Source organism: Pseudomonas sp. AC242 (genome assembly GCF_979258655.1).
The window spans coordinates 5,667,635-5,684,107 of sequence record NZ_OZ409873.1 but is presented as its reverse complement, the minus strand read 5'-3'; the positions used below and the strand labels follow the sequence as shown (position 1 = coordinate 5,684,107).

General features: G+C 55.1%; 16 protein-coding genes and 1 pseudogene. 10 read left to right on the top strand and 7 right to left on the bottom strand.

The window, feature by feature from the left end; all coding sequences use genetic code 11:
* Positions 1–5 precede the first annotated feature (5 nt).
* From atpA to ACZZ0A_RS25585, 8 genes are all read left to right on the top strand, one after another.
* Positions 6–1,550, top strand: coding sequence for a F0F1 ATP synthase subunit alpha (atpA, locus tag ACZZ0A_RS25620; RefSeq protein ID WP_007911958.1), 1,545 nt, complete (start codon positions 6–8; stop codon positions 1,548–1,550).
* A gap of 50 nt (positions 1,551–1,600) precedes the next feature.
* Positions 1,601–2,461, top strand: a complete 861-nt coding sequence (gene atpG / locus ACZZ0A_RS25615; protein WP_007911960.1) for a F0F1 ATP synthase subunit gamma — start codon at positions 1,601–1,603, stop codon at positions 2,459–2,461.
* 27 nt (positions 2,462–2,488) lie between these two features.
* Positions 2,489–3,868 (top strand): F0F1 ATP synthase subunit beta, encoded by a 1,380-nt coding sequence (gene atpD / locus ACZZ0A_RS25610; protein WP_007911961.1) that lies wholly within the window; start codon positions 2,489–2,491, stop codon positions 3,866–3,868.
* Between the two features lie 45 nt (positions 3,869–3,913).
* On the top strand, positions 3,914–4,339 hold the full coding sequence (locus tag ACZZ0A_RS25605; protein ID WP_007911962.1) for a F0F1 ATP synthase subunit epsilon: 426 nt from the start codon (positions 3,914–3,916) through the stop codon (positions 4,337–4,339).
* Between the two features lie 118 nt (positions 4,340–4,457).
* The gene (gene glmU, locus ACZZ0A_RS25600) at positions 4,458–5,825 is read left to right on the top strand and encodes a bifunctional UDP-N-acetylglucosamine diphosphorylase/glucosamine-1-phosphate N-acetyltransferase GlmU (protein ID WP_095113138.1); all 1,368 of its coding nucleotides are present in this window, start codon (positions 4,458–4,460) and stop codon (positions 5,823–5,825) included.
* Positions 5,826–5,983: 158 nt separating this feature from the next.
* Positions 5,984–6,760 (top strand): DeoR/GlpR family DNA-binding transcription regulator, encoded by a 777-nt coding sequence (locus ACZZ0A_RS25595; protein WP_007911964.1) that lies wholly within the window; start codon positions 5,984–5,986, stop codon positions 6,758–6,760.
* A 2-nt stretch (positions 6,761–6,762) separates the two neighbouring features.
* Positions 6,763–8,595, top strand: coding sequence for a glutamine--fructose-6-phosphate transaminase (isomerizing) (glmS, locus tag ACZZ0A_RS25590; protein WP_007911965.1), 1,833 nt, complete (start codon positions 6,763–6,765; stop codon positions 8,593–8,595).
* 345 nt (positions 8,596–8,940) lie between these two features.
* A complete protein-coding gene (locus ACZZ0A_RS25585) occupies positions 8,941–9,324 on the top strand; it encodes a hypothetical protein (RefSeq protein ID WP_463543894.1) in 384 nt (127 codons plus the stop codon).
* A 191-nt stretch (positions 9,325–9,515) separates the two neighbouring features.
* Here the strand turns inward: ACZZ0A_RS25585 and ACZZ0A_RS25580 are convergent, their stop codons facing one another.
* Positions 9,516–10,148 (bottom strand): hypothetical protein, encoded by a 633-nt coding sequence (locus tag ACZZ0A_RS25580; RefSeq protein ID WP_463543893.1) that lies wholly within the window; start codon positions 10,146–10,148, stop codon positions 9,516–9,518.
* 13 nt (positions 10,149–10,161) lie between these two features.
* Positions 10,162–11,172 (bottom strand): M78 family metallopeptidase domain-containing protein, encoded by a 1,011-nt coding sequence (locus ACZZ0A_RS25575; RefSeq protein WP_463543892.1) that lies wholly within the window; start codon positions 11,170–11,172, stop codon positions 10,162–10,164.
* Positions 11,173–11,636: 464 nt separating this feature from the next.
* Between ACZZ0A_RS25575 and ACZZ0A_RS25570 the strand changes: the two genes are divergently transcribed.
* Complete coding sequence (locus ACZZ0A_RS25570) at positions 11,637–12,392, top strand: hypothetical protein (RefSeq protein ID WP_463543891.1); 756 nt, start codon at positions 11,637–11,639, stop codon at positions 12,390–12,392.
* Here the strand turns inward: ACZZ0A_RS25570 and ACZZ0A_RS25565 are convergent.
* From ACZZ0A_RS25565 to ACZZ0A_RS25555, 3 genes are read right to left on the bottom strand one after another with little or no spacing between them, the layout of a single operon-like run.
* Positions 12,343–12,978, bottom strand: a complete 636-nt coding sequence (locus ACZZ0A_RS25565) for an ATP-binding protein (RefSeq protein ID WP_092168035.1) — start codon at positions 12,976–12,978, stop codon at positions 12,343–12,345. The genes ACZZ0A_RS25570 and ACZZ0A_RS25565 overlap by 50 nt on opposite strands.
* 16 nt (positions 12,979–12,994) lie before the next feature.
* Complete coding sequence (locus ACZZ0A_RS25560) at positions 12,995–13,567, bottom strand: hypothetical protein (RefSeq protein WP_092168039.1); 573 nt, start codon at positions 13,565–13,567, stop codon at positions 12,995–12,997.
* Positions 13,560–14,399, bottom strand: coding sequence for a bis-aminopropyl spermidine synthase family protein (locus ACZZ0A_RS25555; protein WP_092168043.1), 840 nt, complete (start codon positions 14,397–14,399; stop codon positions 13,560–13,562). The genes ACZZ0A_RS25560 and ACZZ0A_RS25555 overlap by 8 nt, the downstream gene beginning before the upstream one ends.
* Positions 14,400–14,736: 337 nt before the next feature.
* Here ACZZ0A_RS25555 and ACZZ0A_RS25550 point away from each other — a divergent pair, with 337 nt between their 5' ends.
* Entirely contained in the window at positions 14,737–14,994 is a 258-nt protein-coding gene (locus ACZZ0A_RS25550; protein ID WP_463543890.1) for a BPSL0761 family protein, read from the top strand.
* Between the two features lie 140 nt (positions 14,995–15,134).
* Here ACZZ0A_RS25550 and ACZZ0A_RS25545 read toward each other — a convergent pair.
* Positions 15,135–15,260 (bottom strand): annotated as a pseudogene (locus ACZZ0A_RS25545) (IS3 family transposase); the annotation flags it as partial.
* A gap of 195 nt (positions 15,261–15,455) precedes the next feature.
* Positions 15,456–16,436: a hypothetical protein gene (locus ACZZ0A_RS25540; protein WP_463543889.1), complete on the bottom strand. Its 981-nt coding sequence runs from the start codon at positions 16,434–16,436 to the stop codon at positions 15,456–15,458.
* Between the last annotated feature and the right edge of the window lie 37 nt (positions 16,437–16,473).

Genomic DNA, 16,473 nt, shown 5'->3' with positions numbered 1-16,473 from the left:
GAGCAATGCAGCAACTCAATCCTTCCGAAATAAGTGAAATTATCAAGGGCCGCATCGACAAGCTCGATGTGACCTCCCAAGCCCGTAACGAAGGCACTGTCGTCAGCGTATCTGACGGCATCGTGCGGATTCACGGTCTGGCCGATGTTATGTACGGCGAGATGATCGAGTTTCCGGGCGGCGTCTACGGTATGGCTCTCAACCTGGAGCAAGACTCCGTAGGTGCCGTTGTATTGGGCGCTTACCAGTCTCTGGCTGAAGGCATGAGCGCCAAGTGCACCGGCCGCATCCTCGAAGTTCCGGTTGGTAAGGAACTGCTGGGTCGCGTAGTCGACGCACTGGGTAACCCTGTTGACGGCAAAGGTCCACTGGGCAACACCTTGACCGACGCGGTCGAGAAAGTTGCTCCGGGCGTGATCTGGCGTAAGTCGGTAGACCAGCCTGTACAGACTGGCTACAAGGCTGTCGATGCCATGATCCCTGTCGGCCGTGGCCAGCGTGAGCTGATCATCGGTGACCGTCAGATCGGTAAAACCGCTCTGGCGATCGACGCGATCATCAACCAGAAAGACAGCGGCATTTTCTGCGTCTACGTAGCCATCGGTCAGAAACAATCGACCATCGCCAACGTGGTTCGCAAGCTGGAAGAAAACGGCGCCCTGGCCAACACGATCATCGTGGCTGCCAGTGCTTCGGAATCTCCTGCGCTGCAATTCCTGGCACCGTACTCCGGTTGCACCATGGGTGAATTCTTCCGCGACCGCGGTGAAGACGCGCTGATCGTTTATGACGATCTGTCCAAGCAAGCAGTGGCTTACCGCCAGATTTCCCTGCTGCTGCGCCGTCCACCAGGCCGTGAAGCTTACCCAGGCGACGTGTTCTATCTCCACTCCCGTCTGCTGGAGCGCGCATCCCGCGTTTCGGAAGAGTACGTAGAGAAGTTCACCAACGGCGCAGTGACCGGCAAAACCGGTTCCCTGACCGCACTGCCGATCATCGAAACCCAGGCTGGCGACGTTTCCGCGTTCGTTCCGACCAACGTGATTTCCATCACCGACGGTCAGATCTTCCTGGAATCGGCCATGTTCAACTCGGGCATCCGCCCTGCAGTGAACGCCGGTGTTTCGGTATCCCGTGTGGGTGGTGCCGCTCAGACCAAGATCATCAAGAAGCTCTCCGGTGGTATCCGTACCGCTCTGGCTCAGTACCGTGAACTGGCGGCATTCGCCCAGTTCGCTTCTGACCTGGACGAAGCGACCCGTAAGCAACTTGAGCATGGTCAGCGCGTTACCGAGCTGATGAAGCAGAAGCAATACGCACCAATGTCGATCGCTGACATGGCGCTGTCGCTGTATGCCGCTGAGCGTGGGTTCCTGACTGACATTGAAATCGCCAAGATCGGCAGCTTCGAACAAGCGCTGATTGCTTTCTTCAACCGCGATCACGCCGATTTGATGGCCAAGATCAACGTTAAAGGTGACTTCAATGACGAAATCGACGCTGGCATGAAAGCCGGTATCGAGAAGTTCAAGGCCACCCAAACCTGGTAAGCCGCAGCGGGAGCCGCGAGGCTCCCGCTTGCTAACCTGATAGGTGTTACATGGCAGGCGCAAAAGAGATTCGCAGTAAGATTGCGAGCATCAAAAGCACGCAAAAGATTACCAGCGCCATGGAAAAAGTGGCGGTCAGCAAAATGCGCAAGGCACAAATGCGCATGGCTGCTAGCCGTCCTTATGCGGAGCGTATCCGCCAGGTAATTGGGCATCTGGCCAACGCCAACCCGGAATACCGCCACCCGTTCATGATCGACCGCGAAATCAAGCGTGTGGGTTATGTCGTTGTGAGCAGTGACCGTGGTTTGTGCGGCGGCTTGAACACCAACCTGTTCAAGGCCCTGGTCAAGGACATGGCGGTAAACCGCGAAAACGGCGTCGAGATTGATCTGTGTGTTGTTGGTAGCAAGGGTGCGGCCTTTTTCCGCAACTTCGGCGGTAACGTCGTTGCAGCTATCAGCCACCTGGGTGAAGAGCCGTCGATCAATGATCTGATCGGCAGCGTCAAGGTGATGCTGGATGCCTACCTGGACGGCCGTATTGACCGCCTGTCCGTGGTGTCCAACAAGTTCATCAACACCATGACGCAACAGCCTACCGTGGAGCAGTTGATTCCACTGGTGGCCACCCCGGATCAGGATCTCAAGCACCACTGGGACTATCTCTACGAACCGGATGCCAAAGAGCTGCTTGACGGCTTGATGGTCCGCTACGTTGAGTCGCAGGTCTACCAGGCGGTGGTCGAGAACAACGCGGCTGAACAAGCTGCGCGGATGATCGCGATGAAGAACGCTACCGACAACGCCGGTGATTTGATCAGCGATTTGCAGCTGATCTACAACAAGGCGCGTCAGGCTGCGATCACCCAAGAGATCTCGGAAATCGTCGGCGGCGCTGCCGCGGTTTAACGGTTCAAATATTCAGAGGATCCAGCTATGAGTAGCGGACGTATCGTTCAAATCATCGGCGCCGTTATCGACGTGGAATTTCCACGCGACAGCGTACCGAGCATCTACAACGCGCTGAAAGTAGTGAGCGCGGCTGAAACCACTCTGGAAGTTCAGCAACAGCTGGGCGACGGCGTGGTTCGCACCATTGCGATGGGTTCCACCGAGGGCTTGAAGCGCGGTCTGGAAGTTACCGATTCTGGCGCAGCCATCTCCGTACCGGTCGGTAAAGCGACCCTGGGCCGGATCATGGACGTCCTCGGTAACCCGATCGACGAAGCTGGCCCGATCGACACCGAAGAGCGTTGGGGCATTCACCGTCCAGCGCCTTCGTTCGCTGAACAGGCAGGCGGCAACGACCTGCTGGAAACCGGCATCAAGGTTATCGACCTGGTTTGCCCGTTTGCCAAAGGCGGTAAAGTCGGTCTGTTCGGTGGTGCCGGTGTAGGCAAAACCGTAAACATGATGGAACTGATCCGTAACATCGCCATCGAGCACAGCGGTTATTCCGTGTTCGCCGGTGTGGGTGAGCGTACTCGTGAGGGTAACGACTTCTACCACGAGATGAAGGACTCCAACGTTCTGGACAAAGTGGCACTGGTTTACGGTCAGATGAACGAGCCGCCGGGTAACCGTCTGCGCGTAGCACTGACCGGCCTGACCATGGCCGAGAAGTTCCGTGACGAAGGTAACGACGTTCTGCTGTTCGTCGACAACATCTATCGTTACACCCTGGCCGGTACTGAAGTATCCGCACTGCTGGGCCGTATGCCTTCGGCAGTAGGTTACCAGCCGACCCTGGCTGAAGAGATGGGCGTTCTGCAAGAGCGTATCACTTCGACCAAGGAAGGTTCGATCACTTCGATCCAAGCGGTATACGTACCTGCGGATGACTTGACCGACCCGTCGCCAGCGACCACCTTCGCCCACTTGGACGCCACCGTCGTTCTGTCCCGTGACATCGCTTCTCTGGGTATCTACCCAGCGGTAGATCCACTGGATTCGACTTCGCGCCAGCTGGACCCGAACGTAATCGGCCAGGACCACTACGACACCGCTCGCGGCGTTCAGTACGTTCTGCAACGTTACAAAGAGCTGAAGGACATCATCGCGATCCTGGGTATGGACGAGCTGTCGGAAGCCGACAAGCAGTTGGTAAACCGTGCTCGTAAGATCCAGCGCTTCTTGTCGCAGCCGTTCTTCGTGGCTGAAGTCTTCACCGGTGCTTCGGGTAAATACGTTTCCCTGAAAGACACCATTGCTGGCTTCAAAGGCATCCTCAACGGTGACTACGACCACCTGCCAGAACAAGCGTTCTACATGGTTGGCGGCATCGAAGAAGCGATCGAGAAAGCCAAGAAACTGTAATCCCGGCGCCCGGCAACGGGCGCTAATTTAGGTTGAGGCAATCAGATGGCTATGACAGTCCATTGCGATATCGTCAGCGCGGAAGGAGAAATCTTTTCCGGCCTGGTCGAGATGGTGATTGCGCACGGTGCACTGGGTGATCTTGGTATCGCTCTGGGTCACGCGCCGCTGATCACTAATCTGAAGCCAGGTCCGATCCGCCTGATCAAGCAAGGCGGGGAACCCGAGGTGTTCTACATCTCTGGTGGTTTCCTCGAGGTTCAGCCGAACATGGTCAAAGTGCTTGCCGACACTGTGCAACGTGCCGCCGACCTGGATGAAGCTCAGGCTCAAGCCGCTCTCAAGGCTGCTGAGCATGCTCTGCATGAAAAAGGCGCTGATTTCGACTACAGCGCTGCGTCAGCACGTCTGGCCGAGGCTGCAGCTCAGCTGCGCACCGTCCAGCAGATCCGCAAGAAGTTTGGCGGTTAATCCGTCAGCCACTTGTTGTGCGATTGATAAAAAAGGGTAGCCTCGGCTACCCTTTTTTCTTTTCCGAATTCCTAAAAACCGGTCGCAGTTGCTGACCACCCAGGATTGGTAGCCAGTCATGTCTCTTGAAATCGTTATCCTCGCGGCCGGTCAAGGCACCCGTATGCGTTCAGCCCTGCCGAAGGTGCTGCATCCGATTGCCGGCAATTCCATGCTGGGTCATGTTATCCACAGCGCCCGGCAACTTGAGCCACAACGCATTCATGTCGTGATCGGCCATGGCGCCGATGTGGTGCGTGAACGCCTGGCCGCTGATGATCTGAATTTCGTCCTGCAAGACAAACAACTCGGTACCGGTCACGCCACTGCGCAAGCGGTGCCGTTCATTACTGCTGACACTGTGCTCATTCTTTACGGTGACGTACCGCTGATCGAAGTTGAAACCCTGCAACGTCTGCTCAAACACGTCGTGCCCGGGCAGATGGGTTTGCTCACTGTCGAACTGGAAGACCCAACCGGTTATGGCCGCATCGTGCGCGATGCTGACGGCAAGGTGGCCGCGATCGTTGAGCATAAAGATGCCAGCGAAGCGCAACGCGCGATCACTGAAGGCAACACCGGTATCCTCGCTGTTCCGGCCAATCGTCTGGCCGACTGGATGAGCCGTCTGTCGAACAACAACGCGCAGGGCGAGTACTACCTGACCGACGTGATCGAGATGGCAGTCAGTGACGGTCTGGTTGTCGCCACCGAGCAACCGCACGACCCGATGGAAGTGCAGGGCGCCAACGATCGCAAGCAGTTGTCCGAGCTGGAGCGTCATTACCAGTTGCGTGCTGGCCGTCGCTTGATGGCGCAAGGCGTGACCCTGCGTGACCCGGCGCGTTTCGACGTGCGAGGCGAAGTCAGCGTGGGCCGCGATGTGCTGATCGATATCAACGTGATCCTCGAAGGCAACGTTGTCATCGAAGACGACGTGGTCATCGGCCCGAATTGCGTGATCAAGGACAGCACCCTGCGCAAAGGCGTGGTGATCAAGGCCAACAGTCATATCGAAGGCGCTGTTATGGGCGAGGGCAGCGATGCCGGCCCGTTCGCGCGTCTGCGTCCAGGCACCGTGCTTGAAGCACGCGCGCATGTGGGTAACTTCGTTGAGCTGAAAAATGCCCACATGGGCGAAGGCGCCAAGGCGGGACATCTGACTTATCTGGGCGATGCCGAGATCGGAGCGCGTACCAACATCGGCGCGGGCACCATTACTTGCAACTACGACGGTGCCAACAAGTGGAAAACCGTGTTGGGTGCTGATGTGTTCATTGGCTCCAATAATTCGTTGGTCGCGCCTGTGGATATCTCTGCCGGGGCGACCACGGCGGCCGGGTCGACCATTACGCAGAATGTGGATAACGCGCAGTTGGCCGTTGGCCGAGCGCGGCAGAGGAATATCGACGGCTGGAAGCGGCCGGAGAAGATCAAGAAGGACTGAGTTATCCACAGCGGCTTCAAGATCAAAAGATCGCAGCCTTCGGCAGCTCCTACGGGAATTGTCGGTGGTTGCGATTTTTTATGGGCGATGGGTTGACGATTTGAGAGCGATAGGTTTTGATTACTTCCGTTATCTTTCGAAACGAAACTTAAGTCCCCATGTCGAAACGCAACACGCCGCAACGCCGTCACAACATCCTCGCCTTGCTCAACGAGCAGGGCGAAGTCAGTGTGGATGAACTGGCCAAGCGCTTCGAAACCTCGGAAGTTACGATTCGCAAGGATCTGGCCGCGCTGGAAAGCCACGGCTTGTTACTGCGCCGCTACGGCGGGGCGATCACCATGCCGCAGGAACTGGTCGCGGAGACTGCGCAGAGCGTTTCCAAATACAAACAGGCGATTGCCCGCGCGGCGGTGAAACGTATCCGTGAACACGCGCGAATCATCATCGACAGCGGCAGCACCACCGCTGCAATGATTCCGGAGCTTGGCCAACAGCCCGGTCTGGTGGTGATGACCAATTCCTTGCACGTCGCCAACGCCTTGAGCGAACTCGAACACGAACCGGTGCTGTTGATGACCGGCGGTACCTGGGATCCGCATTCGGAATCCTTCCAGGGCCAGGTTGCCGAGCAGGTACTACGCTCTTACGACTTCGACCAGTTGTTCATTGGTGCCGACGGCATCGATCTGGTGCGCGGCACGACCACCTTCAACGAGCTGCTCGGTTTGAGCCGGGTCATGGCCGAGGTCGCGCGGGAAGTCATCGTCATGGTCGAGGCCGACAAGATCGGTCGCAAGATTCCCAATCTGGAACTGCCGTGGAGCAGCGTCCATACCCTAATTACCGATGATCGCCTGCCTATCGAAGCGCGCGATCAGATACAGGCCCGCGGTATCACCGTGATTTGCGCGGCTGTCAGTCAGGAGAAATAAGCATGTGTGGAATTGTCGGCGCAGTTGCTGAACGTAATATCACCGCCATCCTGCTCGAAGGCCTCAAGCGCCTTGAATACCGTGGCTATGACAGCGCCGGTGTCGCTGTCTTCACCAACGACGAAACCCTCGAGCGCATGCGGCGCCCGGGCAAAGTCAGCGAACTCGAAGCCGCGTTGGCCGAGCATCCACTGGTGGGTCGCCTCGGTATTGCCCACACCCGTTGGGCGACTCACGGCGCACCGTGCGAACGCAACGCGCACCCCCATTTCTCCGGCGACATCGCGGTGGTGCACAACGGCATCATCGAAAACCACGAAGCCTTGCGTGAACAACTGAAAGCGCTGGGCTACGTATTTACTTCGGACACTGACACCGAAGTCATCGCCCACCTGCTCAGCCACAAACTCAAGGATCAGCCAGACCTGAGCGTTGCGCTTAAAGCGACGGTCAAGGAACTGCACGGTGCTTACGGTCTGGCCGTGATCAATGCGAAACAACCGGATCGTCTGGTTGCTGCGCGCAGTGGCAGTCCGCTGGTGATTGGTCTGGGTCTGGGCGAGAACTTCCTCGCGTCTGACCAGTTGGCGCTGCGTCAGGTCACCGACCGCTTCATGTACCTGGAAGAAGGCGATATTGCCGAAATTCGCCGCGATAACGTGCAGATCTGGGACATCAACGGCGATGCGGTCGAGCGCCAGACCGTGCAGTACAGCGACGGTGCCGAAGCCGCCGACAAAGGTGAATACCGCCACTACATGCTCAAGGAAATCCACGAGCAGCCTGCGGTTGTTCAACGCACCCTCGAAGGTCGCCTGAGCAACGATCAGGTATTGGTTCAAGCCTTTGGCCCGCAAGCCGCCGAGCTGTTCGCCAAAGTCCGCAATGTACAAATCGTCGCCTGCGGCACCAGTTATCACGCCGGCATGGTCGCGCGTTACTGGCTGGAAGAGCTGGCCGGGATCCCGTGCCAGGTCGAAGTCGCCAGCGAATTCCGCTACCGCAAAGTGGTGGTACAACCGGACACCCTGTTCGTGACCATCTCGCAATCCGGTGAAACCGCCGACACCCTCGCCGCTCTGCGCAACGCCAAAGAGCTGGGCTTCTTGGCCAGTCTGGCGATCTGCAACGTCGGCATCAGCTCGCTGGTGCGCGAATCCGATCTCACTCTGCTGACCCAGGCTGGCCGCGAAATCGGCGTCGCCTCGACCAAAGCCTTCACCACGCAACTGGTCGGTCTGTTGCTGCTGACCCTGTCGCTGGGCCAAGTGCGCGGCACCCTGGCGGACGGCGTCGAAGCACGTCTGGTCGAAGAACTGCGTCGCCTGCCAACCCGTCTCGGCGAAGCCTTGGCGATGGACAGCACTGTGGAAAAGATCGCCGAGCTGTTCGCCGAGAAAAACCACACCCTGTTCCTCGGTCGCGGTGCGCAATTCCCGGTGGCGATGGAAGGTGCCCTGAAACTCAAGGAAATCTCTTACATCCACGCCGAAGCCTACCCGGCCGGTGAGCTGAAACACGGCCCGCTGGCGCTTGTGGATAACGACATGCCAGTGGTTACCGTCGCGCCGAACAACGAACTGTTGGAAAAGCTCAAATCCAACCTGCAGGAAGTCCGCGCCCGTGGCGGCGAATTGATCGTGTTCGCCGACGAGAAAGCCGGGATGACCAACGGCGAAGGCACCCACGTGGTGCAGATGCCGCATATCCACGACATCCTCTCACCGATCCTCTACACGGTTCCGCTGCAGTTGCTGTCGTACTACGTGGCGGTGCTTAAAGGCACGGACGTCGATCAGCCGCGTAACCTGGCGAAGTCGGTGACGGTCGAATAAGTTATCCACAGCTGACATCCGAACTGATTTTAGGGAATTAAAGCTGTCGCAGGAGAATTAAACCTGTCCCAGGAGCCGGTGAGGGCACCCGCCTCGGCTCCTGCTGCACCTCCCCGCTTCCCTCCGACCTTCCTGCCAGCCAGCCTCGCCGAGCCGTTTGATGTTGTTAAGAATACAGAAAGATGAATCCCTTCGTTCGTATGTGGAACGAAATCTCTTCGTCCCCAATACAGTTTTGACTATGTCGAAGAGTGCGTGAGGGTCAGCGGTGGCCGAATCAAAGCATCTACGGAAGAATGCGCTGCCGAGCTTTACCGTTCGACTTCTGGCATCAGGCGGCTCGCCATGTTTTTGCTCAAGGCTGCCTACATTGAATGCCGCACTGCGGGGAGAAAGCAGATTGAGGTCGATGACCTCTTTCGGGCATATCGCTCCAGTGGGTTCACTAGCAACGCTCTAGATGTTGAAGAGCTGCAACTGCAGATGATCAACCAGGGCTCAAAGCAAGTGCGCCTCAATCTGGTTTGCCCGTTTGATTTGCCTGCCGAATACAAGTCGAATGTGGTGAGCTTGGTCCGCAGCGATCGCGACAAGCGTGTTCAGGCGCGCGCTTTTCGACTCCTCAACCACCCCAGCGGGGCGGTCAGTATTAAACAAAATCCTTGTCCCCGAGGAGAAAGCTGCTGCGAGAAAAACTCGTCGTTCACCGGTTCCAAAAGCTACGGATGAAGATTTGATGCGAGCGTTCCACCAGTACATGGATTCGCAACCGGGCCCCAGCACCCTAAGAAGCCCAGGTAAACGGAGTAACGGCGGTTATCTAGATGGAGGTTTGTACTTGATAGGCCAGTATTATCAGCGAGTTGAATCGCTGAATGGGTAATTGCTCCATGCAGGTATAGCGCGAACGGTTGATTCAGCTAGAACGGTGGACCATTGTTCAGCAGATTCCCAAGTGCTTTCTTCACATGCCCTTTGTACGATTCCAGTCCGGCCAAAACACTATCAACTGAGGCCGGTGCGGAAACGCCAAAAACATTAGTGAGCGCCTTGTCGACCGTTGGGTTTAATCGAACAACGTACTGGGTATGCCCGGGATCGATTTGGGTGAAACCTTGAAGGAGCGCTTCCAGCATGATTATCTTGCCAGCTAAGAGCTGAGCACAATGGGTGTCTAGTAGCTCGACGAGTCCGGTAAGTGCTCGTTTATCACCAGTGAGCACTCTTGCGTTATCCGCGCTGGCGGCCGCCGCGAAGAGAAGCGCCTCCCCGGTATCAATACCGGGCGAGCCGTTCAGTCTCTCAAGGAGTTCAACGTCAACAGGCTCTGACGAGGCTGGGATCGCGGCATCCAGAAATGCCTGCACTCGGCTGGCGACCACCTCTGTTTTGCACAACTCCAGGCGATTCCGTTTTGGAAGCAGCTTGTACTTTGCAGAATCCAGTGCGATCAGATCAACCGGACCTGTAAAAAGTGCGGTTAGGTGTTCAAGAATTCCGTATTGAGCCAGCTTCAAGATCACATCGTTGTCGACGAAGAGTTTGAGCGCCATTACGAAATCCTTTTCAAGCAGGCATAACGCGGTGGAGTAACGCCGCAGTGTCGCTGGGAAGCACGTTTTCCCTAAGGCAACGCCACGCAAGGTCGTTGACGATCTTGCCTGCTGGCTCAAGTCCAACTTGCATCATGTTGATAGCTGCGATCGCCATCGGCCATGCATCATTATGCTTGGCGTAATTGAGCACGATGTGCCCCGGGTCCACCTGATGAGCGGTCCCGTAAGCCATGGCGGCTTCCACGAGTCCCCCAGCGCTTGCGCGCTTACCCTCTGCCCCGTAGGTAGCGTTTTCGCGACCATTTAGCATTGTGATCGCAAATCGGTCTGCCGCTTGCTCGTCTTCATCGGGGTCGTCCATCGCGTACGACTCGGTACCTAATGTCTCGTCGATCAGGATTTCGTCCGGTTCAATATGCCCAAGAGCACAGTGACCGATCTCGTGGGAGATGATGAATGACTGCCAAGCCCAGGAAGTGCTTTTCTTGGAGAGAATGATGACGGGACGGCCCTCGACATGAGTGACCATCCCATCCATTTTGGGCAGTCCGTCACCGACATGATCGAGATAGATGACTGGCACACCGTGTCGCCAACAAGCTTGAAGCAAATTCCGCAACCCCAGCCACTTACCGGGCTCGTGCTTGAGTATCTCCGCACGCAGTTCCAGAGGATCTCTGGGAAACGGCGTGTAGGGTACGGGCGTGGCGTAAGCTGCTGATTCGGCAGCAAACATAGCCAAGGAGGTCGCTGCACTCAGATTGCGGGAGCGATTTGGAATCGAACGTTTGTATTTCACATCGCGTCGGCGCAGATCTTCAAGCCCAGGTGACTCTGAGACCAGAGGGCTGACCCGGAGGCCCAAGCGTTTAGCCAGAATGGACGCAACCTCAAGAGTCGCTCCTGAGTCCTTTAACACGTCAGGAGTCACCCAGTCAGGGAGCAGGGAATGCTGGAATTCTCGTGGGTAGCCTGCAGACTCCAGTACCCCGAATATTCGGTCGATTTGTGTTGCCGGCATTTCGACCTCCCTTAGTGTTGCTCTTAACCCTCAGGCGTCGAGTGATTTCGTACATCAAGTGCCTTGAGGCTACGGAGTACTTTAATCAGCGCCCGGGCATGCTCATCTGAGCCATCCCATAATGTCATTATCGCACCCTTGAGCTCTGTCTCCAATGATCCCGTAGGACTCAGCTTGGATAATTCAGTTAAGCCATAGAATCGACATAGCTTATTGAATTGATCGCTTGCTCGCCGACGACCGGTTGGCTTGTTGCGAAGCCTCCAGATCGTAGGTTGAGAAACCCCACTATCCCGGGCAATCTGGCCATCACTCCGCGTATCCTTTCTGAGAACAGTGAGCAGTTCATCGTAGGCATTTTTCATGGGTAAGTTATTCATACTATTCAATATAGTCTTGTTTGAATTGAAAGTGAATAGGCCGTTTGGTACACTCTCGGTGTAACCACCCAAGGAATCACCCGCATGCTCCCTTCAACTTTCTGCTGGACCAAAATGGGCGTTGAGTCAGGCGAAGGCCTCGACCTCATCATTCGCCGCAAGGACTGGGAACGTCAGTTGGGCGATGGGCTGTTCTTCTGGGGAATTGGGCAATCACTCGGCGAAAATGCTCGGGATGCTGCCGCGTTGGTTGATGGCGACATGAAAGTGGTATTTTCGCCTATGGCCAGTAAGGCTAAGGACATTGATGTCACGCCAGGGGATGTCTTCGTATGGAACAGCTGGGTCGACAGCGCCGGGAAGCACCACGCCCTGCCTGAGCACGTGTTGGTCACGAGCCGTGCTGACCTGCCGTCTGGGCGACGCAAGACCAGCCATTACGCCCTGGTATGCAAGTCAGCCGCTTCTCTGGCGGCGAAAACTGAGCTTGAAGTGACCGCAGCATTTCTACGTAACTTCTCAAGTGACAAGTCGTTGGGTGCCTCCCAAGTAACTGCCGTGGTCCGCAACGCTGAATATGCCCTCACCGGCAACGTGGCCAAGAAATACTCCGTAAGCTTCGTTGCTGATATGGAAGCGCCGTACTCGGTTCAGCTATCGAATCCCGAGTTGCTCTCTAGAACAGATGTCCATGATATTGGCGTGATATCAGCTTCGGGAAACCTCGCCGATTGGGGGCGTCTAGTTGCTCGTTTACGCAGCAAGCGCAAGCCTGAAAGCCGTACGCCCTTTACTCTCGATTTGTTCGGTATGGATCAGGGCTTGCCTGCGACAGCGTGATATCTGGGATTTTTGCGACCTTCATGAAGTTCGCCATCACCTCGTGCGCAGGTAGCGAGGCGTCTAGGAAGTAAAGGGAAGCGCCTGTTTCAAACGCATAGGTCCAAGCTACTTGGCACTGCAGGTCGACGTGACGACTCAGGTCGGCAGGCGATGGCAGCGGCCGTCCCGCAGCGTCCGCTTTGATACGAGCCTCTAGGGTAGCTGCATCCGCGTACAGGCAGGTGATAACGTCTGGAGATAATCGGGACAGCATCCCTTTAGTAAACGGCGTTACCCTGTAGCCAAACTCCTCAATCGTCACTGGATGCGAGTCAATCACTAGGAATCCATCCCGCTGTCTGAACGAGGCGGCCCTTTCGATTAATTGCTCGTCGACAAGCGCGACGTCTTCTCTGGTTATGATTTTGGCGGACTGCTCTCGCATGTCGCTCTGCGTCAGTTTTCCGATTCGCGATGACGTGACCCGTGCAAGCTCCAGGCTGTACGTGAATACTTCTATATCCTTTGCATGAGCGGCAACACGGGCAGTCAGGGTTGATTTCCCAGTCGCCGGCGCTCCTGTCAGGTAGATGACCTTTCCCATCTCTATGCTCCCTGAATTACCGAAGGAACACGGCAAACGGTTCTTTCACCCTGGCTACTAAACCGATTTGTTTGATGATGCGCTGTTCCGGTGGTGGTGGAATGTCCAATTCGTTGTATATCAGGCAGCCTTTGTCGTTCTGACCTTTGATGTATTCTGAAGCGAGCTTCCCTCGGGATTGCCCCAAGCCGACCTCAAACTCCTTCAGATTGACCTCGAATTCGGCCATTTCCAAGTTATCCAGCACCAAAGCGAATCGTGAACCCCGCACTTCGATGCCCTGAGGGACTGCCTGCCAGTCAACTCCATCCTCTGAATATTGAGAGGCGGCGACAGGCGGAGCTGAGTGTTTGGAATTCATCTCGTTCATGATGATGAGCAACTGCTTACCGGCCTGTGCCATGGACTTACCGAAAGGCTGAACCATCGTCGTTGGATGGCATGAGCTGCCGCCATAGCCCCAGAAGATCGACCCGGCTTCTTCGTACTCTCTTTTTTTCCGGCGCACGATGTCTTCAAACGTTTCGGAGGCATGAAGGCCAACCTTCATGAAGATCACGCCTTGGCCATTCTCTATTGGATTAGGCATCTGGTACCTCCTTGTACTGTTCGAGGGTATATCGCTGATCCGCTTCTTTCGCCACGTTGAGTGTCGGTATCTCGCGCACGTACTGATAAGTGAGGGGGTTGTTCTTGCCGTAGAAATTGCGAAGACGCGCTGTGGAGAGCTTCTCGGACGATTTCTCCATCAGTCTGGGTTCAACTCTTCGAAACAGACAGGAGCATGAACGCAGGTCGGGTGCGTCATCCAAGTGATAAAGGTGTAACTGTGGGAGCATCTCCGCTACGACATAACCGAGTTCTATTGCTCTTTTCTGTGTGTCTCGAAGCACTTCCTGCGTCCAGGCGAGCCCCGGGTCGTCTGCAATGACGACGATCCCCAAGCCTTTCGCATTGGTAGCCTGGCTGCCGCGCTCCAAAAAGGCCGTGACACTCTGACCATCATTACTGGCGCCCCATGGAGGGTTGATGTGGAACCCGTCGTAAGCTCCAAAGTGATGACTTGGCAATGGATCGGCGACGTTATACAGCTCGGCAGTGATATGAACTTTATCCGCCAGCTTTTCTCCGAACCGCCGGACAGAATTGACGATGCGCTCATCGAAATCGAGCAGCGTAATAGATGATGGTCCATAGTCCACTACCCCTTGTGCCTTCAAATGAGCTGCTGAGAGAGCGATGCCGTCGCCATCACCGACAAAGACCACCTTCTTACCATCGAAGACCCGGGCAACGTACTCAGCCTGAATGACCATGTCGGCCACTTTCATGTAGATCTGATCAAATTCCCGTAGTGGTGCTGGGCGATTCATTACTATGTCAGAGATGCTATTGATGGCACGCCGTAAATCGAATTTCACATTCGTCTCCTTGAGTCACTGCTCTGCCTCCTTGGCAACCGGCGAGCATTGAGTGCTGGCCAAGGGCTAGCTCAAGAATAGTATGGATCCATTGTCTTGGAAGATCATCGCTGGGGATATTTACCCGATTGGTCGACCGCTGATCGGCAAATGGCGTGAGCCGAGCAAAGAAGCGCATTCTAGTTCGGACAATAAGCGTTTGAAGAGGCGGATAGCTCTCTCCTGACCCTAAACTGGCCAGAGTGGCGTGGGAGCTTCGATCAGCACGCAACAGACAAGGTCTTGCTTGAGGCAAGGCTACAGTAATGGCCCGCGCGATTATTGTGGGAGTGCGCAAATGACGATGCCGGTGGAGCGTACCCGCAGTGTAATTCAGACGGGAGATTTCTTGCGCGAGCTTTCGAAAAGTCAGCTGATTCCTGGGCCTTTCCGCATTGAGTCAGCGCTGCTGCTTCGCCATTACCCGGAGCCCAGGTTGCTGCTCCACGCAGCGTGGCTTGATGAGGTCATTCATTCGACGCAGTCTGGTGATCCTCGACGCGAGTTGGCAATCAGCGGATACCCTGAGTTGTTCAACTCGAATCTTGATGAATGAACCTCTTACAGCCTAAAACTGAATGGCCAGCGGGTCACTGGCGGCGCCATGAGACGTTGCTGCCAGCCCCTTCCTCAGCCAGCAACCGCTTATAGAGATGCTGGCAATGAAGATCACTGGGCCAGTAGAGGTTGTAGTGGTCAACTAATTCCGGACACGACGTTGAGTTTTTTCTCGGCATGAGCCGGGGCCAGCCCATCGTTGAACTGGTGCAGTCGAATTCAGTTGTACCGATGCATCAAATAATGGCTGGTGTCTCGGTGCGCTGCTCATTGCGCACTCTGACTAACTTGCTCGGAGTTTCCTTAGTTGTTTCTAAAAACCTGTCGAGCCCTTCAGTCGTGAAGTGATTATACGGAATTTGCCGCTTCATATTCTAGATATTTCTATAACCATTCGATACATAGCTTTAACCGAAAGAAAACACAGAAAAATCTGCTGCTAAAATTATAATAAAACCATCATGATTCATCCCCGAAAGTATTTTTTACGGTCGCAGAAGTATAGCCACCCCGACAGGCACGCCAATCACGTCTGGCGAGAAACCGAGAATAATCATCCCCTATAGCGAACGCCAATTCATCTACCGTCTTATAAAATGGCGGTGGTGTTGGTTCCAGTGCTGTCCCATCATTCTGATAATCGATGATATTCAAATCTGGAAACTTAAACTTACCAGAAAATGTTACCTTAAGCTCAATGAGGGTATTATCGAAGCTTATGAGCGTATCATCTATCATAGAGATAAATCCCTCGCTAAAACTGTACAATCTAAGCAGTCTTGTGCAGCCATGAACCCATATAACATCGCTCAGGCCTGCGCTGCGCCTAAATTGATCCCGGGGCAAAGCAGCGTCAAACTCAGCACGATAAGGAAGAACCGTCCTATTTCTTTCGCGCACACCATACATCGCAGCGACGTATTTTTGCTCTAGGACCATCAGTTTTGAAAGCACATCCCCCATACCTTGCTCAATTAGTAACTTGCCAAGATGATCGGAGGCTCTAAGTTGATTTTCGGGGATATCTTGAGAAATAGGCATAGTTAAAAATCTAAGGGGATCATTCTTGCTTGTCATTACAACCTGCCTTTTGATTGTGGCAATATCCCTGTATTTTGATATTAAAATTCCGATGCCCTTATTATAGTCGCTAACCTTATTAACTTCTGCAGTGCGCTCCACTGATAACGCTTCCGCCTCCGCTTTTCTCGCCTCAACTTTTGTTTGAATATGATGGGATGTTAAGACCCCAGCTATTGCCCCGCCGAAGCCAGCTGCAACAGGTCCCAATATGTCTTTTATGAATTCATATGTTCTAGCTGGAAGTATTGACTCAGCCGTTGGAAAGAATGAAAGAACGATTAGCGATAAAAATACCGATCCCACCATACCCAATGCCGCACCAACAGCTAATGAAACTTTTCCGTACCCTTCAAACATTTAACTTACCCGCCTCGCGTAGACATCTGAAATATAA

Bases quoted from the DNA above. Each gene is read 5' to 3' on its own strand.
- atpA (WP_007911958.1), top strand. From the start codon at position 6: ATGCAGCAACTCAATCCTTCCGAAATAAGTGAAATTATCAAGGGCCGC.
- atpG (WP_007911960.1), top strand. From the start codon at position 1,601: ATGGCAGGCGCAAAAGAGATTCGCAGTAAGATTGCGAGCATCAAAAGC.
- atpD (WP_007911961.1), top strand. From the start codon at position 2,489: ATGAGTAGCGGACGTATCGTTCAAATCATCGGCGCCGTTATCGACGTG.
- ACZZ0A_RS25605 (WP_007911962.1), top strand. From the start codon at position 3,914: ATGGCTATGACAGTCCATTGCGATATCGTCAGCGCGGAAGGAGAAATC.
- glmU (WP_095113138.1), top strand. From the start codon at position 4,458: ATGTCTCTTGAAATCGTTATCCTCGCGGCCGGTCAAGGCACCCGTATG.
- ACZZ0A_RS25595 (WP_007911964.1), top strand. From the start codon at position 5,984: ATGTCGAAACGCAACACGCCGCAACGCCGTCACAACATCCTCGCCTTG.
- glmS (WP_007911965.1), top strand. From the start codon at position 6,763: ATGTGTGGAATTGTCGGCGCAGTTGCTGAACGTAATATCACCGCCATC.
- ACZZ0A_RS25585 (WP_463543894.1), top strand. From the start codon at position 8,941: ATGTTTTTGCTCAAGGCTGCCTACATTGAATGCCGCACTGCGGGGAGA.
- ACZZ0A_RS25580 (WP_463543893.1), bottom strand. From the start codon at position 10,148: ATGGCGCTCAAACTCTTCGTCGACAACGATGTGATCTTGAAGCTGGCT.
- ACZZ0A_RS25575 (WP_463543892.1), bottom strand. From the start codon at position 11,172: ATGCCGGCAACACAAATCGACCGAATATTCGGGGTACTGGAGTCTGCA.
- ACZZ0A_RS25570 (WP_463543891.1), top strand. From the start codon at position 11,637: ATGCTCCCTTCAACTTTCTGCTGGACCAAAATGGGCGTTGAGTCAGGC.
- ACZZ0A_RS25565 (WP_092168035.1), bottom strand. From the start codon at position 12,978: ATGGGAAAGGTCATCTACCTGACAGGAGCGCCGGCGACTGGGAAATCA.
- ACZZ0A_RS25560 (WP_092168039.1), bottom strand. From the start codon at position 13,567: ATGCCTAATCCAATAGAGAATGGCCAAGGCGTGATCTTCATGAAGGTT.
- ACZZ0A_RS25550 (WP_463543890.1), top strand. From the start codon at position 14,737: ATGACGATGCCGGTGGAGCGTACCCGCAGTGTAATTCAGACGGGAGAT.
- ACZZ0A_RS25540 (WP_463543889.1), bottom strand. From the start codon at position 16,436: ATGTTTGAAGGGTACGGAAAAGTTTCATTAGCTGTTGGTGCGGCATTG.